The following is a 20,460-nucleotide window of genomic DNA, read 5'->3' as shown; positions in this document are numbered from 1 at the left end:
TGCGCTCAAGAGGCATCCGGTCATGCCGCTGATGGAGGCCTCGCGACCCGATAATCAGAGGTGCTCGTCCCAGAAGCCCTCGGGGGCCGGTACGGCTGCGGCCTCCCCTCCGTGTAGCCACTGCAGGGCGTAGGTGTGCCCGTTCATGTTCACCTCGGCCCGGCGGAAGTCCTCCAGCATCTCCCCGGCGTCATAGAAGCCCTCGGTGAAGGGCATCTGGTCGCCCGCGGGAGGTTCATGGAACTCGAGGAACCACTCCATGCGCTCTTCGGGACTGACGTGACGCCTGGCCCAGAATGGACCGACGACGGTCCACATCCAGCCAACCCGCGACCATAGAAAACCGACCTCGACTCCATCCTCGAAGGCTCTTGCCACTCCTCTGCGGAACGGATCTAGAGCCGGATCCGGCGACCCTGGCTTCTCAACGAATCGAGGCTGCATGGTCCGATTGTGTCGTAGAGGGACGCATCCTTCGGATGACAGCGACCCGTCCGCTCATGCCGCATCCGGTGAGCGGCCAGGCCGCCCGAATGACCTTCAGCGCTCGGGGTCAACAACCAGGTCCACCTCGACCTCGTTGCCGGCGCCGCGCCCCGTCTGCTTGCGGGTTTCCGCGTTGAACGAGACGAGGTAGCGGCCTCCCATCACCCCAATGGTCGTCTTGTACGTGTAACCGCCGTCGATCGTGACGATGACGGGTACTCGCTTCCCACGGTTGAAGGCAAGCACTGTCGACTCAGGCACGACGATGCCGACGTTGTTCCCCCCGGTCGCCTCGAGCACGGTGTGGAAGGTCGCCATGCAGCCAAGACTAGGGGCCCGGTGCACGCGCCCGCCGCACAGTTGATCAGCGTCCGCCTCTGCCGCAACGGGTTTGTGCTGGCTGAGTGGTCGGAGTGCGGTCGAACGCTCCTCGGAGCGCTGGGGCATACTCGCCGGGTGGTCTGTGCGGTTGAGGTGAGAGAGGCCCAGGTGGTTATATCGAGGGGGCATCGGCCCTGCCGCCGGTCTCGTTCTCGTTGTCTCAGGGCCAGTGCCTGGCCGTCACGGGCAGTAACGGTTCAGGCAAGACCACCTTGCTGCGGGTGCTGGCAGGTCTGCAACGGCCCACTCAGGGTGCGGCGAGCGTCCGAGGTCGCCGTTGCGATGAGCGTGACCAGGTCTTTCGTCAGGAACTTGCCGCGCAGATCGGTCCTCCCCCCGTGGCGCGAGACCTGACCCTCGATGAGCACCTGCGCCTGGTGGCTCAGACCTGGCGGTCGCATGAGCCGAACGCGCCGGGGCAGGTCACGGGGATCGTCCAGGAACTGGGTCTTGGTCAGCTGATGTCCCGCTTCCCCCACCAGCTTTCCTCGGGCCAGGCGCAACTGTTCGCGCTGGCTCTGACGCTGGTTCGGCCCAGCTCGGTGCTGGTGCTGGACGAGCCCGAGCACCGGTTGGACGTCGACAGGATCAGCATGGTGATCGAGACCCTCCGTTCGCGGATCTCTGCCGGCACCACCGTGGTGCTGGCCACTCACGACCCCCGCGTCAGTTCCGAGCTGAGCGACCAGACCCTGCACCTGACGGTCGCGGCATGAACCGTAGCGCTGGCGTGCTCTACCGGGTCTACGTCACCGTCCTGCTGCTGGCTGTCCTGACCGGTCCCGCCCTGTACACCGTAGTGGTCTCTCTGAGCAGCCCTCCGCTCGTCACGCTCGTCGGCCACGAGCAGTTTCCGTCCCTCGTGGTGGCCTGCACCGGACTGCTGCTGGTCGCCGCTCTGGCCGTCGGTAGGACCCGTGGCCCTGTCCCCCTGAGCCCGTTCAAGATCCACCTGATAGCTGGCGGGCCGCAGCCTCGCAGGGTGAGTCTTCGCAGCCCGTTCCGGTCCACGTTGCTGCTGCTCCTGCTCGTGGCGGCCGTCCTCGGTGCGGTCCCTCCCGCGGCGCTGGTACGTGCCGAAGTGGCGGGGGCGACGACCCTCGTGGGGGGCGTACTGGCGGGTGCGACGGTTGGAATCCTCGTCGCTGTCGCCTGGTTGGCAGGACAGGCACTGACCCCCCGGACCACGACCTGGGCGGCGGCACTGTGCCTGCTCATCACCGGAGGCCTGGCGCTGTGGTGGCCCGGCCCGTTGGACTTGGCCGGATGGGGGCTGCTGACCGCCGCCGCATTGTGCCTGCTGGTGGTCGTGCCGCCGTTGCGCGACCGGCTCAGCGGCCCGGCCCTGCTTGAGCAGGCACACCGTTGGCACACTGCCACCACCGCCGGTGGAGCCGGTGATCTCGCAGCCGCGGCGGCTACCTACCGGACGCGGCCGCGCCGCCCCAGACCGGCCGGTGCCGTCGGAGACACCACGCTGCTGCCCGTCCTCTTCCTGCGCCGCGACCTGATCGGTGCGCTGCGCACCCCGATCCGCAGCCTGGTCGCCGGGGCGGCACTGTGCCTGGCGATCCTGATGGGCGCCCTCTCCACCACCCTCCCGGACCAGATGGCCTTGTTCGTCGTCGGCACCTCCTCCTTGATGGGGTACATGGCTCTGGGCGTGTGGAGCGACGGTTTCCGCCACGCGGTGGAGGCCATCGCCGCGCCCACGCTCTACGGGCTGTCCGACCACCAACTCCTGAGCCTGCACGCCTTGCTGCCCGTCGCCGTGGTCCTGACCGTGGGTACCACGGCCGGGCTTCTCGCGGTGCTGCTCGGAGGTCAACCCCTGATGGCAGCACTGACGCTCGGCTCTGCCCTGTTCTGCGTCGTGGTCCGCATGTTCGACGCGGCCAAAGGGCCCATGCCACTGATCCTGCTCACACCTGCACCGACCCCGATGGGCGACGCCTCAGCAATACCCGTCGCCCTGTGGCAAGCCGACGCGCTACTCCTCGCCGCTCTGGTGCCAACAACCATTGGCACCGCAGTCCTCACGCTCGGCAGCGGCATTCCCTTGCTGGCCTACATACCCGCGACAGCAGCCGTGCTGCTCGCCTTTCGACACCGGGTCTGAGCAACATAGTCCGACCGGCATCCGCAAGTGCCGCCAGCAGCGCCTTACCTTGAGACGGCGGCTGGATGTGGCTCGCGGGCACCTTGAGGATGCACGAGATCTTTGGCAGGCATGGGAGGGGGCGAGCAGCGCACAGTCCTCATCCCGTTGGCGCGCGGCGCTGAGCGGCTGAGGGGACGGGCTCAGCCGGCCGTGTTGACGGGCACGTCGGCGATCGGCTCGAAGCCGGGCACCTCGACGGTCAGGGTGTCTAACTGGGCACCGTCGCCGAGCGGTCCGTAGAGGGCTCCGAGGATCCGACCCTGCGGCGGCACCTGGGAGACCAGGTCCGAGCACAGGCATCGGAACCGCTCGGTGTCGTCGACCTGCTCGTCGTCCTGGGGTGCGTAGACCGTCGGCAGCGCGAAGCGGTCGGCGTCGCCGTCCAACAGCCGGATGCCGTCGACGAAGACGGACTCCCCGTCGAGCGACAGAGACCGGTGCTGGTCGGGGGACAGCGTGGTGGCCTTCCCCCAGCTGAGCCGCACGCGCAGCAGGTAGCCGCCGGAGTCGGTCTGGTCGAGCTGGAGCACGTCGAGGGTGGCCCCGGGGGGCAGGCCCTCGGTCTGTGCCGTGGTGGTCGCGACGGGCTGGGTCTCCTCCGAGACGGCCGCGTCCAGCTGGGCGACCACGTCGTCGGCGATGATCGGCGCGGCGACCGGCTCGGTGGTGAGGACGGCGTCGTCGGTGCCGGAGGCGTCGGCCGGGGCAGAGGTGGTGGTGGGGGCGGAGGTCTGCGCCGCGTCCGCCGTGGCGCTGGTGGGCTCCGGGTCCGAGGCGCCGTTGTCGCAGGCGGTGAGCAGCAGGGTCAGCGCCGCGGCCAGGGCTACGGGTCGTGCTGCGGACCGTGCGGTGCTGCGGCGGCTCATCGACGTCCCTCCTGGTTGGCGATGCCCTCGAGCGTGATGGTGACGCGGCGGTTGAGTGCTCGGCCCTCGTCGGTCTTGTTGGAGGCGATCGGCTCGTGCCAGCCGCGGCCCTCTACGGTGAAGCTCACCTCGGGCAGGCGCGCGGACAGCTCGGCCTCCACCGACCGCGCGCGCTTCTCTGAGAGCGTCTGGTTGTAGGCCTCGGTGCCCTGGCCGTCGGTGTGGCCCACGATCGTGGCCGAGCTCACCTGCGCGTCACCGATCTCCTCGGCGATGTGGTCGAGGACCTTGTCGGCCTTGGTGGTGACCTCGAACTTGTCGAAGGCGAAGAGCACGTCCGCGGCGATGTCGATGTCGCGGACCGTGCCGGAGTCGCGCTGGGTCCACGACCCGTCGGTGGCGCCCGAACGTTCGGCCAGCGTCCACACCGCGCCCAGGGTGCGGGCCTCGGCGGCGCGGGCGATCTCCTGTGCGGCCGGCGGCGTCGGCCAGCCTTGTCCGGAGGCCACCCACTCGTCGGCCGGGACCTGCGGCTCGGGGAGCGGGCCGTCCTGGACCGGGACGTCGGGCAGGATCGCACCGAAGCCGTCCACGTGCATGTCGACAGTGGTGACCTCGGTCGGCAGCTCGGGGAAGACGGCGTAGACCAGCTGCCAGCCGTCGGAGACCTGCGCCGCCCTGGCGTCGTTGAGGCCCATCTCCGTCACGTTGGTGCACAGACACGTCCGGGTCGTCTCGTCGAGGAGGACCGGGTAGAGCTCGCCGATCTCCCGGGCCGCCAACGAGGTCTCGGTGAACCCGGGAGGCGTCGTCAGGTTGGCGGTGCCGCCCCGCAGCTGGTGGGCCTCGCTGGTGAGCGTCCCCCGGTCGCCGTCGGAGGGCCGGTGCCGCACCGACCAGTAGGCGACCGTGCCCCCGTCGATGCGCCAGACGCCGTGCAGCACCTCGTCGAACCGGCTGAGCGACCCGCCCCAGGCCGACTGCGACGTCAGGGAGCCGACCACCGGCAGGGGCGTCTCGGTCAACGGCGCGGGTCGCTCCTGCGAGGTCGCGTGCGCCGCCAGCGGTGCAGCGAGCAGAAGCGCGGCGAGCCCAGCGCTGATCGTCGAGGCCTTGGCCATGGGTGATCCTTGTCCCTCCCGAGTCGGAAACCGGCGTCAACCTTCTACGACCAGCGCTGCTGGGTCAACTTGGGCTCGATGGCAGGCGACACTATTGACCGGGGCCCGGGGGCGCAGGAAGAACCGCTCGGCAGCGAACTCGCGCTCGAAGCGGTCAGGCCCGCTCCTGCCGTCAATGAAAGACGTAGCCGCAGGTCGCTTCTACGGTGCGACGAGGGCGAGCCGCTGTTCCGGACCCCATCGATAGGTGTCGTCGCACCGATACCCCCTCAGCCAGACTTCGTCGTCGACGACGCGCAGATAGAAGCCTTTCGGGTATGCCTCGTCGCTACTCAGCGGTTTCGACGCCACGTGAATGGCCCCGGTTGGCGCCCGACCCGCAGACAAGACGGAGTCCGGTGCGTTTGGCTGGTCCATCATTGCCAGCCGGAGGAACGGGCCGCTGACCACTGGGCAGAGGTGGAAGCCGTGCGTCCGTGCCGCCTCGAACACCTGCGACTGAGTGCCGCCGGCCGACAGACCGAGCTGCTGCACAGTTCGCTCGACAAACTGCAGATCTTGACTCTCCGGATTATCAAACGCTGGGTGCTCAAGCAGTGTCTCGGCGTGGGTGTTGAGCCGTACGCCGAACTCGCGTAGGGATTGCAGGAGGGCGCGCCGGGGCTGTCCGCCCACCCGTACTGTCCGACCCTTGAGCCCTAAGCTGTGCGTCATGGGCACCATCCTCGCTGAGCCCGACATGATCGACGTCTCGGAGGATGACGCGGCGGCCAAGCCGACATGGAAACGACCGGATTTGCCGCGACGCACGTGTTTCCAGCAATGCTAGGCGCCGGCGCGCGCGAAGTTCAGGCTCTCTTCGATGACGGACAGAACACCAGCCAGCTCGGCGGTGTCTCGAGGACCGTAGATCATGAACTCTGTGCCGTAATCCGCGTACTGGTGCGGTTCTGCCCAGCCCAGACGAACCAGCTCTTGGCCTCGGGCCGTGGGCAGTACCAGGTGCACGCTGGTGTCCTGTACCCCGTGAAGATGCACCGGTTCGAGGCGCTTGCCTGGCGCCAGAGATGTTTCAGGCGCAACTTCCTCCGCCATGTCGCTGAGGTAGACCGCCCGCGACGATGCGGGAGACACCTGGCTGATCCCCTCGACGACGCCCTCGAGGGCGAAGACATCGGCGATCAGCTGCCCCCAGATGGTTGGCGGTGCCTGCTGGTCGACCTGTCGGTGCGGGCCGTCATCGGACGTGGTTGGCCGAGCGCCAGTTCGGGGTTCGTTCAGCACAGGGGGAACCTTAACGAGCGAGGACTGAACTTAGGACGTCACGCGTTTCCCTAAGGGGCCCGCCGAGCCGGCACACGCATCTGCCGCGGGGTGGAACTATAGGCAGCGATGCAGTGGCCCCTCAAATCGGCCGCCCGCGTCGGCGCTGTGCTGTACGGATTTCTGTTTTGGCGGGCGGCTACTTATCGCCGCCTACAAGACCGCTTCCGCCAAGCTCACTGGATAGATTACGTACGTTTGAATTCCTTGCCTTGTGCTGACATATCCGTCACTGGCGAAATAGCCGCGTAGACGCCAACCGTGGTCATCAAAAAGAGCCGAGCCTTCAGCCGCGGCTCCGTTCAGTCGCAAATCATATCTCACGCATGACTCCCCCGTTAGGTTCTCGATCGGAACCTCAGGGCACTCCGGGCCCGGGATGGTAAAACTAGACCCAGAGAAGGAGGGTTCATCTCGGAGTATCACGCCCGAACGCAGGTCCTCATCCAGCGTCACGTTCAGTCGGACGAGTCGGCCTTGATTCTCGTCAAGAAACTCGAACAGCTCGAGCCTGGCCTCGTTGTGGGCGCTGATGTGATGCGGTGCTTCAGGAGAACCCAGCGACGGAACACTCCGCGGGTCCACCGGCAGTGGTCGGGACCAAGCGACGATGGCGAAGCCTAACGCCGCGAAAGCAACCATCAGGGATACGCCGTCGATCCACGCTCGACCGCCCCCCGGCGGGACGCCCGAGCGTCCACGAGATTCCGTCATCTCCTGAGCTTTCAGTATTCGGGCCCCATCGATCGAAGGGCCGGAGGCAAGCCAGACACTGCGTCCAAGGTTCATTGTGGCCCCAATAGGAGCAGACCAGCAAGACCCGACGTCCGAAGGAGGGATGCACTGACATGCCGCGGGTGGTGCTGCGGCCTGCGGTCTGTCTTGCCCCTTCTAGCCGTAGGTTGAGGCATGGCCTATGACGCCGTTGCAGAAAGCCTCCGACTCATCGAGTCTCGCGAGCTCACTCCGGTGAGGAGCCTGAGCCGCCGTCGCCGGCATGCCGCTATGGCGGTCGACATCTCCGACGACGTAGCGGTGACCATGTTCGCGCGCAGGAGCGTGGGCTGCAACGTCGAGGAAACTCATGTCTTCGCTCGTCACAACGGGGAGTGGGTGACCCTCGGCGGCGGTGGCGGTGGAGCACTGGATGACGACGCCCTCCACGAGCGGCCTGCAGAACTGCCTGCCGGCGGGCGCACAAGCCTTGGTGTGGATGATCCCCGGATCCTGGCGATGGAAGGCGCCGGCGGCATCCTGGACGGTCATCACAAGAGGTGGTGGACTACCCGCGGGCGGTGGATCAACTACGTCCTCGTGCGGGTCAACGTAGACGTTGCCCATCTCGTCCTCGAGGGTCGGCAGATCGCGGTTCCCTGCCATGGGCGATGCGTCGTCGCCTGGCCCGGGCGACGCGCGCAACGGCTGTCGATTCTCGGCCACGACGGCCGACAGTTGGGACAGGTCAGGCTCGACCCCTTGCCATAGGAAACATCCGGAAGTGCCGCATGGCGAGTGGGACGCACGCTAGTGCCGCGCGTCGGTCGGCTCGAGTTCGCATCGATCATCTGCGGGTCAGGATGGTTCATGAACAACTTCCAGATCACCGCCGCCCTCGTTCCGGTCCCGACCGAGGACCCCTCCGTTGCCGAGCTGCGCCAGGCGATAGCGGCGCACCTTGCCCGTTACACCGGGCAGACGCGCACCCACACCGAGTCAGACCTGGGCGCCTTCCTGGCCTGGTGCGCCGCACGTCACGTCGACCCGCTGACCGCCCATCGGGTGCACGTCGAGCTGTACGTGCGGTGGATGCAGGAGACCCGCCGTTACAAGCCGTCCACGATCTCCCGGCGGCTGTCCGTCGTGGCCGGGTTCTACCGCACGGCCGTCATCGACGGTGTCCTGACCGCCTCCCCGGCCGACCACGTCCGCCGCCCGCACGTTCCACCCGAATCACCCACCCTGGGCCTGTCCCACCTGCAGTTCGAAGCGATGCTGCAGGCCGGCCGCACCAGCGTCAACGTCAACGACTTCGCCCTCGTCACCATGCTCGGCCTGCTCGGCCTGCGCATCTTCGAGGCGTGCGGCGCGAACATCCAGGACCTGCGCGAGGAGCACGGCCACCGGGTGCTGAAGGTCTGCGGCAAGGGCGGCAAGGTCGTCCTGACACCCCTGCCGCCAGCAGTGCAGCGCGCGATCGAACGCGCCGTCGACCACCGTGAGGAAGGGCCGATCCTGCGCAACCGGCAGGGAGGTCGGATGGACCGGCACGCCGCGACCCGTCGCCTGCACCACCTGGCCGAGGACGCCGGGATCAACTTTCCCCGGATGCACCCGCACATGCTTCGGCACACCTTCGTCACCACCATGCTCGACGCCGGCGTGGACCTGCGCGACGTCCAGATCGCCGCGCGCCACGCCGATCCCCGCACCACCATGCGCTATGACCGAGCACGCAAGAACCTCGACCGGCACCCCAACTACATCCTCGCCGCCTACATGGCCTCCGGCACCTAAACGAACGACGGTCCGCGCCTTGACCAGCCCGGCTTCGGGTCGCGAACCTTGCTCCGTGGTACTACGGGCAGTACCATCCAGTTGTGCCCTCAGGTGTGAAGATCCTGGCTCAGATGAGGGCCGACCCGGCCAACATCCGGCACGAGGACCTGGCCAAGGTGTGCGAGCACTACTTCGGACCGCCCCGGACAAGCGGCGGCTCCCACGCCCGTGTACAAGACCCCCTGGCCCGGGGACCCGCGAGTGAATATCCAAACGACCACGGCAAGGCCAAGGCCTACCAGGTCCGCCAGGTCCTGGCAGCGATCGACAAGAAGGAGGAAGCCCAGTGAGCACCACGATCCCCGACGTCACCCACTACACCTACCGCGTCACCTGGTCTCCCGAGGACCAAGAGTTCGTCGCCACCTGCCTCGAGCTGCCCTGCCTGTCCTGGCTCGCACCCACTCAGGACGAGGCACTGCACAGCCTTCGCGATCTCGTGAACACCGTCGTCGAGGACATGCACCGCAACGACGAGCCGATCCCCGACCCACTGTCCTCGCGCAGCTACTCGGGCAAGTTCAACCTCCGCGTCGGTGAACGACTCCACCGCCAGCTCGCCATCAAGGCAGCCGAAGAGCACCTCAGCCTCAACCAGTACGTCATCCGCAAACTTGGCGACGCATCCTGAACGAACATCCGGCATGCCGCGAGCCGCTAGCTCGAACTCGTGCCACTTGGCTAAGTGACGAGTTGCCGCCTGGTGGTCGGCCGTGCCGCTGGCGAGGGCGATGACCAGGTCGTACGCGTCGTCCTCGGGTGCTTGAAGATCGACGCCGTTGAGGCTGTAGAACACGACCACTGCGAGCCACCCCAACCGCTTGTTGTCATCAACGAGCGGGTGGTTGACGACGATGGACTCCAGCAGCGCCCCCGCCTTGGCATCGATGCCGGAGTAGGCGTCACGTCCGAAGACGCTCGCGCTGGGGCGGTGGGCTGCGGAGTCCAGCAGGCCAAGGTACTGGACCGGACCTACGCCCAGGTCCGCTGCCAGCGCGAGCAGGTCCTCGGTGGTCAGGTACTCCAAGGTCAGCGTCCGAGACGCTCGAGCAGGTCGGCGTACCGCTCCCGTCCACGTGCAGACAGCTCACGCACACGCTCCTCGTGACCGCGCCGCGCGGCCGCCTCCCGGATCGCCCGCACCGTCGCCTCCTGCTTGCTCACACCCTGGGCCTCCGCCAGGGCCGCCAAGGCTCGCTCGTCCTCCGGAGACAGTCGCAGAGTCATCGCCATCCGGTTTTGGGATCACTTTGGTATCCAACGCTCTGCAGCGCCTCGGGCGGTCATAGCTGTAGATGCATTCGCAACGCTTCGTCGACCCCAGCCATGAGGCGGGGCGGCACCCGGCCTACTGCAGAACCGACACTCTCGACCGCGACCGAGCGCACCTGCTCCGCCTGGGCCTTGGAGTCCACCCGCAGTCCTGTCTCGTGAGCTGGCAGTAACACCTGGAACGGGAAGACCCGCACCACGTTGCTGGTCACCGGCACGACGGTGACTACTCCGCGACCGAGTCGTTGAGCCATGGTGTTCGCCCGATCATTGCTGACGAGCACCGCGGGACGCCGTTTGTTGGCCTCGCTACCACGCGCTGGATCCAGATCGACGAGAAGGATCTCACCGCGCAGCATCGGTCAGCCCGTCCGAGGACGCTGACGCCCACGCGTCCTCGTCCCCCGCCACGGCCCACTCCTCCCAGGCGGCGGCATAGGCCGCCTCCAGTTGCGGGTCCTGCAGGCGGCGGATGGCCTGCTGGACGGCAGCTGACCTCGACTCGAGGCCAGCTTCTTCGACGTATCGGTCGAGGGCCGCGAGGTCTTCCTCGCTGAGACTTACGCTTACCTTCATGCATCGATACTACCTGGGTAAGATTATGATTGCTACCTCAGTAGCAGCACCAGGACATGCGGCTGGTCGCTCTCCATTCCAGTTCGATCGGAAAGCATCGTCGCTGGGTCTCTCAGGGGGCGATCACGGCTCTTCGAGCAACGGCACTTCGAGGTCGTACGCCAGCACGATGGCTCTGGCAAGGTGGCGCTCCTGCTCGGGCGTGAGGAACCCCAGCGTCCTGCCCAGGAGGTCGGCAGGGATGGTCAGGACGTTGTCGATCGAGACAGCACTGTCGTGGTCCAGCCCGTTGGCACGTCCTACCGGTACTTCGCTGGACAACCCCTTGACGGTCGACATGATGGGAGCCACGGTCACCTTGGTCATCACGGCGCGGGCAGTGTCACGAGTGAGCACCAGGACGGGGCGCGTCTTGTCCAGCCGCGCCAGGCAGATCTCGCGCAAGGTCAGTCGTCCAGTGTCGCGCGGCCCACGGACCAGGCGACCAGATCGTCAAGGTCATCGACGTGCCCTTCGTCTCCAGGGTCTGGACGTCCTGATGCGCGGCCTGAACGCGCATCTCGCGCTCCAGGGCCGCGGCCACCAGCGCGGCTCGGCTGGCAGCCTTGCCACTGGCGACGCTCCGGTCCAGAAAGCGAACCATCTCGTCAGGGAGCCGTACCGCAATCTGTGTCGTCATGCCGTGAGCATCCCATGATGGGATGCTCCACTTTGCCGCTGCCCGAGTGGGTCAGTTTCCCCCGAATCGTTGCTGGGCTGCCTGTCGAGTGATGTTTAGAGCGGCGCCGATGATGGTTCATGAGTCACCTGCGTCGCGGGCGGCCTGGACGGATTCGCGCAGGTCGTCCTCGGCGGCGCTCAGGTTGGCGTGGGCGGTCTGGATGCGGCGGAAGTGGACGGCGTCGCGGGCGGAGTTCGTGCCCGGGTCCAGCTCGTCCAGGCCGGTCTCCTCGGGGCGGGCCTTGTGCTCATGTGCTGCTTGCCCTCATCTCCGGTAGTCGGAGAACTTCGGTCGTAGGCGGTCGGCGTGGATGATGCCCACGGGTGCTTGAGCGGGCACGGCGACCAGCTCCAGCAGCCGGCCCGTGACGGTCAGGGCCGATTCACCAGGAGGCGGTCCTCCACCGAGGTACTCGTACTCGACCAGGCGCTGGCGTTCCTCCAGGCGTGCTGGATGTCCGCGTCCCCCGTGCTTGGGAGCCGACGTGCTCCGCTGCCCTCGTCCCCGTGACCGTCATTGCGGCCTCTGACCACGTCCTGACGGTCCCATGGAGTCGGCCTCGAAGCAGACGGGCGATGACCCCTGGATCCGGTTGGGCGTCCTCGGCCGGCCCCGATGGGGGGCAGGATGGGGCCCATGTCATCCCTCACGCAGGAGCCCCGCAGACGTCGCGATCGAGCGGCGGCGGCGCGCGACCGGGTCCGTGAGGCCCACCGGTCAGGCCGGCTGCAGGACTGGTGGTACGACCTGCTCGACGTGGGGCGTCAGCCGCGCCTCGTCCGCGCCGGGCTGCGCTACGTCATCGCCTGGGGCAACCTCGGGTCCGGTGGAGTCACCTTCACGGCGCTGCTCTCGCTGACGGCGGCACTGACGATCATCGTCAACACCGCCCGGGCCTTCCTCGGGGGGCGGCCCGAGCTCGTCGCGGGGGTCATCGACATCGTCAACTCCGTCGTGCCAGGCATCGTCGACGACGGCAGCAACGACGGGCTGATCGGGGCCGAGGATCTTCTCCGGGACGGCACCTGGGGTTGGACGACCGCCATCTCGACGGTGGTCATCCTGTGGACCGCCATCACCATGATGACGGGGCTGCGCCGCACCGTGCGGCAGATGTTCGGCCTCGGCGGCGCACCGCTGCGCTTCGTCCGGGGCAAGGTCATCGACCTGTGGGGCTTCTTCCTCCTCACCCTGACGATCTTCACCTCCTCGGCCGCCGTCTCAGCGATGACCTTGCTCGGCGAGGACCTCATGGCCTGGCTGGGGTTGCGCAGCTCAGTCGCCGGCTGGCTGCTCGCTGGTGCCGCCCTGCTGCTCATCGCGGTCCTTGACGCGCTGCTGGTATGGCTTGTCCTGCGCGTCATCAGCAAGATCCGGACCCCCTGGGCGGACATGCGCCAGGGAATGGTGCTCGGTGCGGTCGGATTCGGTCTGCTCCGGGTGGGCGGTGCCTCCGTCGTCGGCGCCATCTCGGCAGGCCCGCTCTTCTCCACCTTCGCCGCCGTGGCGACCCTCATGCTCACGCTCAACCTCGCGCTGCGCTGGCTGCTCTTCGTCGCCGCCTGGACTGCCAACCCGCCCGCCGCGCACGTACCTGTCCATCCTGACACGGTGCACGCGAAGGAACAGCCGAACTACGTGACCCTCAGCGCACCGCATACCCTCGCCTGGCCGCACCACCAGGTCACCGGGTCACTCATTCCTGAGGACCACCCGCGCTTCGACCGGCAGAGGTCTTAGCTCGCGTTAGCACGCTAGCGGTGCGTTGGGAAGGTGGCAGTCGGGTCCAGGGGTGGGTCAACGTCGGAGCTGCTCGGCCAGGAACGTCAGGACCCGGTCGAGGGCGACCCTCGTCGGATGCCCCGGTTCGTCGACCAGGGAGATCGTGAGGACCGAGTGCGCCGACGGCGAAATACCAGCAGCATTGCCCGGCGACGAGTCGATCTCGATGGCCTCGAAGGACGCCCCGAGCGAGGCCCGCAGGGTCTCGAACCTCTCCGGCGGGCAACCCCGGTCGTTGGTGAACCGGAGCCCGAGCACGCGCAGGTCGTCATCGGCTCGTGCCGTGATGGTCGCGAGGTCCTGCGGATCCAGACCAAGGGCGGCACGGCCACGATGCCCGATCGGGACCGGCATGGCCGGCTGACTCATCACGGAAGCGACGACCGAGGGCTCAAGCGCCGTCGCCAGCGCAAAACCTCCGGTGAAGCACATCCCGACCACACCGACCCCCGGCCCGCCACACTCGCCGTAGGCCGACGCCGCCAGTGCCCGCAGCCACCCCACGACCGGGCTCGTGCGATCGGCCACCTTGGTGAACTCCCGCGCCACACAGACGCGCAGCGTCGATCGCGCGACCTCGCGGCCCGTCGCCGGCACCACGGGCCGACCGAACAGGGACGGCAAGAACACGGTGTACCCGGCGGAGACGAGCCGACGGGCGAAGTCGATGACGCCCGGATGCAACCCCGGGATCTCATGGAGCACCAGAACCGCCGGCCCCGAACCGCCCCGGAAGACCTCGTAGGTGTGCGTGTCATGCGGAAAGTCGAAGGCCTCGAACTCCGCGCCGATCTGCTGGCCTAGGCTCATTCCGACTGCCCTCCTCCGTGAACGACCCGCCCAGCATGGTCGCGGCTGCCCGCAACTGCCCAGCCGCGAAGAACCGAAGGCGAAGCACCGTGAGTGCACCGTACCGATGACCGGACGCCGAATGACACTCAGTGTCGTCACTACCGCCCGTCGCTCCCGTCCGCCGGCCCTTCTAGAAGGCGAGCTGCGCCGCCTCCGGATCGCGTCCGGCCATGCCGCTGGCCACCTGTATGCGCCCGACCCCACGGTGCGGGGTCGAAAGCGGCAACCTGCCGCCGGGACTGACGCACGGTCGGGCTCGTGGAACTCCCGAACCGCGGGAACCGTGGCCGGGGGGCTGGACGGGCTCACCTGTCCGTGAGAGGTTCACCGGACGGGATGCTCCAACATCCACCTGCCCATACCCCGACCCAGGAGGCCTGACCGATGGAACTCGTTCCGGGCAACACGTTGATCACCGCAACCCCTCAGGAGGGCCGGGAGCTGGCGCTCGCGATGGCGCGGAAGTCTGTCGGTGCGATCCAGCCGGACGCAGAGATGCGCAAGGCCTTGCGCCCCGGCTACGCGAGCGCCGCCGACTCGCTGACGATGGCCGCGCAGGTCGTCGCCATCGAGTTCGCCACGATCGCTGCCGCCAACGACTACTGGCGCTGAACCGGTGGCCGGCGACGCGGTCCGGTCCTCGCCCACCCGCCCCTGGCTCATCTCCTCACCCGACGATGAAGGGCAGTGGCCGTGAGTGACGACGTCGTGGACCTCAGCGAGAAGTTCAACCGGTTCTCCGACCACTGGTCCCCGAAGCTGGTGGCCAGGATCAACGACTACGAGGTCAAGCTGGTCAAGGTCCAGGGTGACTTCGTCTGGCACACCCGTGAGGACTGCCCCCGTGCGGACGGAGAGGTCAGGGCCCTCCTGCTGGAGCCACGTGGAGTTGTCAACACCGGCGACGCGGCGGGCGAACTGACCGCGGTCGTTGAAGCGATCTGACCCACGTGATGGCCACCCCCGCATCCAGGCAACCCCGCCATCGCGTGGGGGTTCGACTCCCCGGTCGTCGAAATTACCGCGTTTCCGCAGGTCATAGCCCTACATGGTGTCCGGAGGGGGACTTGAACCCCCACGCCCGTTAAGGGCACTAGCACCTCAAGCTAGCGCGTCTGCCATTCCGCCACCCGGACAGGTGGTGCCACCCGCGGGGAGCGGGCAACGACGGACAAGATTACCACGGACGGGACGGTGCTCCTGCACCCCTGGGGTGACATCCGTGGCGTGTCCCGGACGCCCCGTCGGCGGTCAGCCGGTGCGCCAGTCCGGCGGCTCCGCCGGAGCCAGGGCCGGGTCGTCCGCGTGGAACGTGCGCACCGGCCCCGGCGCCGTCCGCGGGCCCTCGAAACGGACCGTGACCCGACCCCGGCCGCTGCCCCATACCCATCCGGGCCCGTGCTCCTGATGGTGCACGTCCTGCCCCGTCCGCCACCCCGTGGAGCCCCCCAGCCGGGTCTCGACCGTGCTCGTGGGGCCCGCCTCGGTCACCGTCTCGACCGGCGAGCTGGCGTCGGGGAGCAGGAGCTCCTCGTGGACCGCACCCTCGAGCACGAGCAGCTCCTCCTGGGCGTGGTCGGTCAGCCCGCTGACCCCCAGGCCGAGCAGACGCACGCCCGCCGACACGTCAACGCCGGCGAGCAGCCGTCGCGCCTCCCGCAGCACGACCGTCCCGTCCCCGGTGGCGAACGGCAGCGTGGCCGACCGGGTCTGCGTGGTGAAGTCGTGGCGGCGCAGCTTGACCGTGACGGTGCGCGCGAACGTCGCGGCGGCCTCCAGCCGGCCCGCCAACCGGTCCGCCATCCGGACGAGCTCGCCGTCCAGCAGCGCCCGCTCGGCCACGTCGGTCTCGAAGGTCTCCTCCACGGAGATGCTCTTGGCCTCCCTCTCCACCACGACGGGCCGGTCGTCCTCGGCCCGTCCCAGGCGATGCAACGACTCCCCGTGCGCCGTCCCGAAGATCGCGACGAGGTCGCTGCGGGAGACCCGGGCCAGATCGCCGACGGTCTCGACCCCGAACGTGCGCAGCCGCGCGGCCGTCGCCGGACCGACACCGGGCACGGCACGCACGGGCAGCGGGTGCAGGACGGCCAGCTCGCGCCCGGGCCGCACGACGGTCGTCCCTGCCGGCTTGTCCATCTCGCTAGCCAGCTTGGCCATCATCTTCGAGGTCGCCACCCCCACGGACGCGGTCAGCCCACCCGTGGCACCGGTGATCTCGGCGAGCAGGTCGGCGCACCACCGCTCCAGCTCCTCCCCCTCCCAGCCCGGGGGGTCCTCCCCCGCCGTGAGGTCGACGTAGGCCTCGTCCACCGACACCTGCTCCACGAGCGGCGAGCGCGTGCGCAGGATGTCCATGACGACGGTCGAGGTGGTCCGGTATGCGGCGAAGCGGGTCGAGAGGAACGCCGTGCCGGGCGGGCAGCGCCTCCGTGCCTCGGCCGTCGGCATGGCCGACCGGGCCCCGTAGACCCGGGCCTCGTACGACGCGGTCGAGACCACGCCCCGGTGCCCCGTGCCCCCGACGACGACGGGGCGGCCCCGCAGGGACGGCTTGTCCCGCTGCTCGACGGCGGCGAAGAAGGCGTCCAGGTCCAGGTGCAGGATGCAGCGCCTGGGGTCGGACATGGGGCCACTGTGCCACGGGCCCGCCGACCCCAGGTGCACCTGTCGGGGGTGGTCGTTAGGGTCGGCTCATGAACCTCGAACGCACCTTCCCCCCGCACCCGCTCGAGAACCTGCCGAAGGCCCCGGCCGAGCTGACGGTCACCAGCGAGGACTTCGAGGACGGGTCCCCGCTGCCGGAGACGGCCGGTTTCGGGTTCGGCAACACCTCCCCCCAGCTGTCCTGGAGCGGTGCCCCCGAGGGCACGCGCTCCTACCTGCTCGTGTGCCACGACCCGGACGCCCCCGTGCTGGGCGGCTTCCGCCACTGGGCGGTGGCCGGCATCCCCGCAGAGGTGACGTCCCTGCGGGCCGGTGCCGGGGAGTTCGGGCAGCCCGTCGGCGAGGGCGCCACCACCCTGGCCAACGACTACGGCACCCGCGACTACGGCGGCTGCGCGCCGCCCCAGGGCGACCCGGCCCACCGCTACGTGTTCACCGTGTGGGCCCTGGACGCCGCCGACACGGGGGTGGACGCCCAGACGTCGGTCGCCAAGGCGCAGTTCAGCACGCTGGGCAACGTCCTGGCCCGGGGCTCGATCACCGGCACCTACCAGCTGTGAGGCTGGACTGGGTCCCGGCGCTGGAGCGCCCCGACCTGCTGGCCGCCCCGGTGCGCTCCGCGCTGGAGGGTATGCGGTCCGCCGGCACCGTGGACGTCGGTCGGGTCGAGGTCGCCGAGATCGACCCCGACCTGGCCGACACCGCCGACCTGGTGGCCAGCACGGGCATGGAGATGCGCGACATGGCCAACTGCCTCGTCGTGGCCGGGTCGCGCGCCGGCGAGGAGCGGGTGGCGTCCGTCCTCGTGCTCGGTCACACCCGGGCCGACGTCAACCGGACGGTCCGCAAGGCCCTGGACGTGCGCAAGTGCTCCTTCATGTCCATGGACGACGCGGTGGCCCGGACCGGCATGGAGTACGGCGGGATCACGCCCGTGGGTCTGCCCGGCGACTGGCCCGTGCTCGTCGACGCCCGTGTCCTGGAGCGGGAGGCCGTCGTCATCGGCTCCGGCGTACGGCGCAGCAAGCTGCGGCTGCCGGGCGCGGCGACGGCAGACCTGCCCGGGGTGCAGGTCGTCGACGGCCTGGCGGTGGAGGTCTAGAGCCGCCCGGCCTCCATCCGTCGAGACCCTCGACGGCACCGCCCGGCAGGGCTAGCGTGGACCGTCATGGACCGCCTGGCCGTCATCCGCTCCGAGTCCGACCGCTTCGCGGAGGTGCTCTCCTCCACCGACCCGGCCGCGCCCGTGCCGACCTGCCCGGGCTGGGACGCCGCCCAGCTGCTGCACCATCTGGGAGAGGTCCACGCCTTCTGGGCGGCCGTCCTGCGCGACGACGTCCGGGACGACGAGGGTGCCGAGGCCGTCGAGGCCGCCGCTCCCCCGCGCCCGGGAACCACCGAGGAGCTGCTCGACGCCCGGGCCCGGGCCACCGAGGCCCTGCTCGAGCAGCTCGCGCGGCTCGACGACGAGGAGCCCCGCTGGTCCTGGTGGCCGCCGGACCAGACCGTCGGCTTCACCCGCCGCATGCAGACCTACGAGGCCACCCTGCACCGGGTCGACGCGGAGCTGACCGCCGGCCTGCCGCTCTCCCCCCTCGACCCGGAGGTCGCGGCCGGGGCGGTGGAGCACTGCGTCGACGTCATGTGGGGCTACGTGCCCGGCTGGGCCCAGGACGACTCGACGGCGATCGTCGAGCTCGTGGCCACCGACACCGGGGACCGGTGGCGGGTCGACGTGGGCCGGTGGCACGGCACGGGCCCGGAGTCGGGGACCGAGTTCGACATGGCCCGTGCCCGGCGTGCCGGGGAGGACGCCGACCCCGCCCTGCCCACCGCCACGGTGTCCGGCACCGCCCGCGACCTGGCCCTGTGGGCCTGGGGGCGCGGGCCGCGGTCGGCGGTGGAGCTCTCCGGGGACCAGGACGCCGTCGCAGCCGTCGACCGGCTGGTCGATCAGGGGATCCAGTAGCCTCCCGCCCTCACCACCGCAGCAGCAGCCACCCCGTCAGCCCGAGGCACGCGACCGTCACCGCCCACAGCACCGCGACCCACAGCACCGCCGGCACGCCGGTGAGCGCGGCCAGCTGGTCGACGTCCGTGCCGCGGGCCCCCCGGCGGCGCTGCCGCTGCAGCTCCACGACCGACCTGGGCGCGGCGAGGACGACCACCCACACGAGGGCGGTGGCCAGCCAGGAGAGCAGCCACGGCTCGGCCGTCCAGGAGAGCAGCGCCACCAGCGCCCCGGTCGCCACCACGACGAGCAGGCCGTAGACGTTGCGCACGAGCAGCAGCACGACGGCGCACAGGAGCACCAGCGTCCAGAGCAGCCCCGCGGCATACCCCTGGGACAGCAGCACGGCGCCCGCGAGCCCGACCAGCGCCGGAGCCGGGTAGCCCGCGAGGAGCATGAGCACCATTCCTGGCCCCCGCGGGCGGCCCCGCGAGAGCGTCAGCCCGGAGGTGTCCGCGTGCAGGCGTATGCCGTGCACGCGCCGGCCCACGAGGACGCCGGTGGCGGCGTGCCCGGCCTCGTGGAGCAGGGTGACCAGGTGCCGCACGAGGCGGTAGCCGACGGGGCTCCAGGTCGTCAGCAGCGCCGCCAGGGCCACCACGAGGACGACCGTCGACGACGGGGCCGGCTGGGGGGTCAGCGCCCTCTCCCAGATCTGCTCGAGCACAGGGGCAGCCTGTCAGCACCGGCTGGGTGGCCGCTGCGCCCCCGGGGAAGGCATCGGCACGGGCACGACATACCCTCGTCCGGTGCTGCGCGTCGCCACCCTGAACATCAACGGGATCCGGGCCTCCCACCGGAGGGGGTTCGGTGACTGGCTGGCCACCCGGGGCTGCGACGTGGTCGCCCTGCAGGAGGTGCGCTGCCCGCTGGGCGCACTGCCGGCCGGGGCCTTCGGCGACCACCACGTCGTCTACGAGCCGGGCCAGGTGCCGGGACGCAACGGCGTCGCGGTGCTGACCCGGGAGGCCCCGGCGGCCGTGCGCACGTGGGACGCCGACGTGCTCGTCCGGGCGCCCGACGAGGACCACCTGCACACCGTGCCCGCCCCGGACGAGGTGCCCCTGGCCAGGGGGCTGTCGCGGCACGCGCACGAGGGGCGGTACGTCGAGGTGGACCTGGACCTGCCCGGGACGCCGCTGACCGTGGCCAGCCTCTACCTGCCCAAGGGCGGGCTCCCCGCCCACCTGCAGGTGCCCGCCCGGATGAGGGAGAAGCCCGACGGCGGGGCCCGCTACGAGCGCAAGATGCGCTTTCTGGCCGCCTTCGCCCGGCAGCTGACCAGGAGCCGGCGCGCGGCCGCCGGCCGGGGGCGGGAGTTCGTCCTCCTGGGCGACCTCAACGTGGCGCACACGCGGCAGGACGTGGCCGTGGCCGCGTGGCGGCGCGCGCAGACCTCCGAGGGGTTCCTGCCGGAGGAACGCGCCTGGATGGAGGACTTGGTCTCGCCCCGGACGCTCGTCGACGTGGTGCGCTCGGTGCACCCGGACGTGGCCGGGCCGTACTCGTGGTGGAGCTGGCTGGGGCGGGCCTACGAGCGGGACGCCGGCTGGCGGATCGACTACCACCTGGCCACGCCGCGGCTGGCCCGGACGGCGGTGTCGGCCGTGGTCGACCGGGACCACCGGGGCGTGCGCCTGTCGGACCACTCCCCCGTGGTCGTGGACTACGACGTCTGAGCCTGC

Annotated in this window: 27 protein-coding genes, 1 tRNA gene and 2 pseudogenes; 13 read left to right on the top strand and 17 right to left on the bottom strand. The window is 69.5% G+C overall.

What is annotated here, in order from left to right:
- Window positions 1-54: 54 nt before the first annotated feature.
- Together FJR00_RS11210 and FJR00_RS11205 are read right to left on the bottom strand one after the other, a co-directional pair.
- The gene (locus tag FJR00_RS11210; protein WP_141338800.1) at window positions 55-261 is read right to left on the bottom strand and encodes a hypothetical protein; all 207 of its coding nucleotides are present in this window, start codon (window positions 259-261) and stop codon (window positions 55-57) included.
- Window positions 262-540: 279 nt separating this feature from the next.
- A complete protein-coding gene (locus FJR00_RS11205; RefSeq protein WP_141338799.1) occupies window positions 541-804 on the bottom strand; it encodes a DUF1905 domain-containing protein in 264 nt (87 codons plus the stop codon).
- A 179-nt stretch (window positions 805-983) separates the two neighbouring features.
- Between FJR00_RS11205 and FJR00_RS11200 the strand changes: the two genes are divergently transcribed.
- Both FJR00_RS11200 and FJR00_RS11195 read left to right on the top strand, forming a co-directional pair.
- Window positions 984-1,583, top strand: coding sequence for an ATP-binding cassette domain-containing protein (locus FJR00_RS11200; protein WP_141338798.1), 600 nt, complete (start codon window positions 984-986; stop codon window positions 1,581-1,583).
- Complete coding sequence (locus FJR00_RS11195) at window positions 1,580-2,986, top strand: hypothetical protein (RefSeq protein ID WP_141338797.1); 1,407 nt, start codon at window positions 1,580-1,582, stop codon at window positions 2,984-2,986. The genes FJR00_RS11200 and FJR00_RS11195 overlap by 4 nt, the downstream gene beginning before the upstream one ends.
- Before the next feature lie 182 nt (window positions 2,987-3,168).
- Here the strand turns inward: FJR00_RS11195 and FJR00_RS11190 are convergent, their stop codons facing one another.
- From FJR00_RS11190 to FJR00_RS11175, 4 genes are all read right to left on the bottom strand, one after another.
- Complete coding sequence (locus FJR00_RS11190) at window positions 3,169-3,894, bottom strand: hypothetical protein (protein ID WP_141338796.1); 726 nt, start codon at window positions 3,892-3,894, stop codon at window positions 3,169-3,171.
- Window positions 3,891-5,015: an OmpA family protein gene (locus FJR00_RS11185; RefSeq protein ID WP_141338795.1), complete on the bottom strand. Its 1,125-nt coding sequence runs from the start codon at window positions 5,013-5,015 to the stop codon at window positions 3,891-3,893. Before FJR00_RS11185 ends, FJR00_RS11190 begins: the two co-directional genes overlap by 4 nt.
- A 201-nt stretch (window positions 5,016-5,216) precedes the next feature.
- Window positions 5,217-5,729: a hypothetical protein gene (locus FJR00_RS11180; RefSeq protein WP_141338794.1), complete on the bottom strand. Its 513-nt coding sequence runs from the start codon at window positions 5,727-5,729 to the stop codon at window positions 5,217-5,219.
- 111 nt (window positions 5,730-5,840) lie between these two features.
- On the bottom strand, window positions 5,841-6,299 hold the full coding sequence (locus FJR00_RS11175) for a luciferase domain-containing protein (RefSeq protein ID WP_238330447.1): 459 nt from the start codon (window positions 6,297-6,299) through the stop codon (window positions 5,841-5,843).
- A gap of 948 nt (window positions 6,300-7,247) precedes the next feature.
- On the opposite strand from FJR00_RS11175, the gene FJR00_RS11170 reads away from it, so the two are divergent.
- The 4 genes from FJR00_RS11170 (at window position 7,248) to FJR00_RS11155 (ending at window position 9,525) form a co-directional block, all read left to right on the top strand.
- Window positions 7,248-7,823, top strand: coding sequence for a hypothetical protein (locus FJR00_RS11170; protein ID WP_141338793.1), 576 nt, complete (start codon window positions 7,248-7,250; stop codon window positions 7,821-7,823).
- 99 nt (window positions 7,824-7,922) lie between these two features.
- On the top strand, window positions 7,923-8,852 hold the full coding sequence (locus FJR00_RS11165) for a tyrosine-type recombinase/integrase (protein WP_202876651.1): 930 nt from the start codon (window positions 7,923-7,925) through the stop codon (window positions 8,850-8,852).
- A gap of 113 nt (window positions 8,853-8,965) precedes the next feature.
- On the top strand, window positions 8,966-9,184 hold the full coding sequence (locus FJR00_RS11160) for a toxin HicA (protein ID WP_238330446.1): 219 nt from the start codon (window positions 8,966-8,968) through the stop codon (window positions 9,182-9,184).
- Window positions 9,181-9,525: a type II toxin-antitoxin system HicB family antitoxin gene (locus FJR00_RS11155; protein WP_141338792.1), complete on the top strand. Its 345-nt coding sequence runs from the start codon at window positions 9,181-9,183 to the stop codon at window positions 9,523-9,525. The genes FJR00_RS11160 and FJR00_RS11155 overlap by 4 nt, the downstream gene beginning before the upstream one ends.
- A gap of 171 nt (window positions 9,526-9,696) precedes the next feature.
- On the opposite strand, the pseudogene FJR00_RS16340 reads toward FJR00_RS11155, so the two are convergent.
- The 7 genes and pseudogenes from FJR00_RS16340 to FJR00_RS16595 all read right to left on the bottom strand — a co-directional run.
- Window positions 9,697-9,921: pseudogene (locus FJR00_RS16340) on the bottom strand (type II toxin-antitoxin system death-on-curing family toxin); the annotation flags it as partial.
- A gap of 2 nt (window positions 9,922-9,923) precedes the next feature.
- Complete coding sequence (locus FJR00_RS16535) at window positions 9,924-10,058, bottom strand: hypothetical protein (RefSeq protein WP_256842280.1); 135 nt, start codon at window positions 10,056-10,058, stop codon at window positions 9,924-9,926.
- Window positions 10,059-10,121, bottom strand: a pseudogene (locus FJR00_RS16530) (hypothetical protein); the annotation flags it as partial.
- Window positions 10,122-10,177: 56 nt separating this feature from the next.
- Window positions 10,178-10,525: a type II toxin-antitoxin system PemK/MazF family toxin gene (locus FJR00_RS11140; RefSeq protein ID WP_141338790.1), complete on the bottom strand. Its 348-nt coding sequence runs from the start codon at window positions 10,523-10,525 to the stop codon at window positions 10,178-10,180.
- Window positions 10,512-10,742 (bottom strand): ribbon-helix-helix domain-containing protein, encoded by a 231-nt coding sequence (locus FJR00_RS11135; RefSeq protein ID WP_141338789.1) that lies wholly within the window; start codon window positions 10,740-10,742, stop codon window positions 10,512-10,514. The genes FJR00_RS11140 and FJR00_RS11135 overlap by 14 nt, the downstream gene beginning before the upstream one ends.
- 123 nt (window positions 10,743-10,865) lie before the next feature.
- Window positions 10,866-11,186, bottom strand: a complete 321-nt coding sequence (locus FJR00_RS11130; protein WP_141338788.1) for a type II toxin-antitoxin system PemK/MazF family toxin — start codon at window positions 11,184-11,186, stop codon at window positions 10,866-10,868.
- The gene (locus tag FJR00_RS16595) at window positions 11,125-11,385 is read right to left on the bottom strand and encodes a hypothetical protein (protein WP_337678392.1); all 261 of its coding nucleotides are present in this window, start codon (window positions 11,383-11,385) and stop codon (window positions 11,125-11,127) included. The genes FJR00_RS11130 and FJR00_RS16595 overlap by 62 nt, the downstream gene beginning before the upstream one ends.
- 714 nt (window positions 11,386-12,099) lie before the next feature.
- Between FJR00_RS16595 and FJR00_RS11110 the strand changes: the two genes are divergently transcribed.
- On the top strand, window positions 12,100-13,203 hold the full coding sequence (locus FJR00_RS11110; RefSeq protein ID WP_141338787.1) for a YihY/virulence factor BrkB family protein: 1,104 nt from the start codon (window positions 12,100-12,102) through the stop codon (window positions 13,201-13,203).
- A gap of 57 nt (window positions 13,204-13,260) precedes the next feature.
- Here the strand turns inward: FJR00_RS11110 and FJR00_RS11105 are convergent, their stop codons facing one another.
- On the bottom strand, window positions 13,261-14,055 hold the full coding sequence (locus FJR00_RS11105; protein WP_141338786.1) for a dienelactone hydrolase family protein: 795 nt from the start codon (window positions 14,053-14,055) through the stop codon (window positions 13,261-13,263).
- Between the two features lie 426 nt (window positions 14,056-14,481).
- On the opposite strand from FJR00_RS11105, the gene FJR00_RS11100 reads away from it, so the two are divergent.
- On the top strand, window positions 14,482-14,709 hold the full coding sequence (locus FJR00_RS11100) for a hexameric tyrosine-coordinated heme protein (RefSeq protein ID WP_141338785.1): 228 nt from the start codon (window positions 14,482-14,484) through the stop codon (window positions 14,707-14,709).
- A gap of 81 nt (window positions 14,710-14,790) precedes the next feature.
- Window positions 14,791-15,042, top strand: coding sequence for a cupin domain-containing protein (locus FJR00_RS11095; protein ID WP_141338784.1), 252 nt, complete (start codon window positions 14,791-14,793; stop codon window positions 15,040-15,042).
- Window positions 15,043-15,146: 104 nt separating this feature from the next.
- Here the strand turns inward: FJR00_RS11095 and FJR00_RS11090 are convergent.
- Window positions 15,147-15,233 (bottom strand) — tRNA-Leu (locus tag FJR00_RS11090).
- 115 nt (window positions 15,234-15,348) lie between these two features.
- Window positions 15,349-16,725, bottom strand: a complete 1,377-nt coding sequence (locus tag FJR00_RS11085; RefSeq protein WP_141338783.1) for a DNA polymerase IV — start codon at window positions 16,723-16,725, stop codon at window positions 15,349-15,351.
- A 68-nt stretch (window positions 16,726-16,793) separates the two neighbouring features.
- Here FJR00_RS11085 and FJR00_RS11080 point away from each other — a divergent pair, with 68 nt between their 5' ends.
- From FJR00_RS11080 to FJR00_RS11070, 3 genes are all read left to right on the top strand, one after another.
- Window positions 16,794-17,324: a YbhB/YbcL family Raf kinase inhibitor-like protein gene (locus tag FJR00_RS11080; RefSeq protein WP_141338782.1), complete on the top strand. Its 531-nt coding sequence runs from the start codon at window positions 16,794-16,796 to the stop codon at window positions 17,322-17,324.
- Window positions 17,321-17,866, top strand: a complete 546-nt coding sequence (locus FJR00_RS11075) for a YbaK/EbsC family protein (RefSeq protein WP_238330445.1) — start codon at window positions 17,321-17,323, stop codon at window positions 17,864-17,866. The genes FJR00_RS11080 and FJR00_RS11075 overlap by 4 nt, the downstream gene beginning before the upstream one ends.
- A 66-nt stretch (window positions 17,867-17,932) precedes the next feature.
- On the top strand, window positions 17,933-18,733 hold the full coding sequence (locus FJR00_RS11070) for a maleylpyruvate isomerase family mycothiol-dependent enzyme (RefSeq protein WP_141338781.1): 801 nt from the start codon (window positions 17,933-17,935) through the stop codon (window positions 18,731-18,733).
- Window positions 18,734-18,743: 10 nt separating this feature from the next.
- Here the strand turns inward: FJR00_RS11070 and FJR00_RS11065 are convergent, their stop codons facing one another.
- Window positions 18,744-19,442, bottom strand: coding sequence for a M50 family metallopeptidase (locus tag FJR00_RS11065; protein ID WP_141338780.1), 699 nt, complete (start codon window positions 19,440-19,442; stop codon window positions 18,744-18,746).
- An 82-nt stretch (window positions 19,443-19,524) separates the two neighbouring features.
- Between FJR00_RS11065 and FJR00_RS11060 the strand changes: the two genes are divergently transcribed.
- Window positions 19,525-20,454 (top strand): exodeoxyribonuclease III, encoded by a 930-nt coding sequence (locus tag FJR00_RS11060; RefSeq protein ID WP_141338779.1) that lies wholly within the window; start codon window positions 19,525-19,527, stop codon window positions 20,452-20,454.
- Window positions 20,455-20,460: the final 6 nt, after the last annotated feature.

The organism is Ornithinimicrobium kibberense (assembly GCF_006519705.1).
GTDB classification, from domain to species: Bacteria; Actinomycetota; Actinomycetes; order Actinomycetales; family Dermatophilaceae; genus Ornithinicoccus; species Ornithinicoccus kibberensis.
Note: the sequence above shows the minus strand (reverse complement) of the source record. Positions and strands in the feature narration are given on the sequence as shown.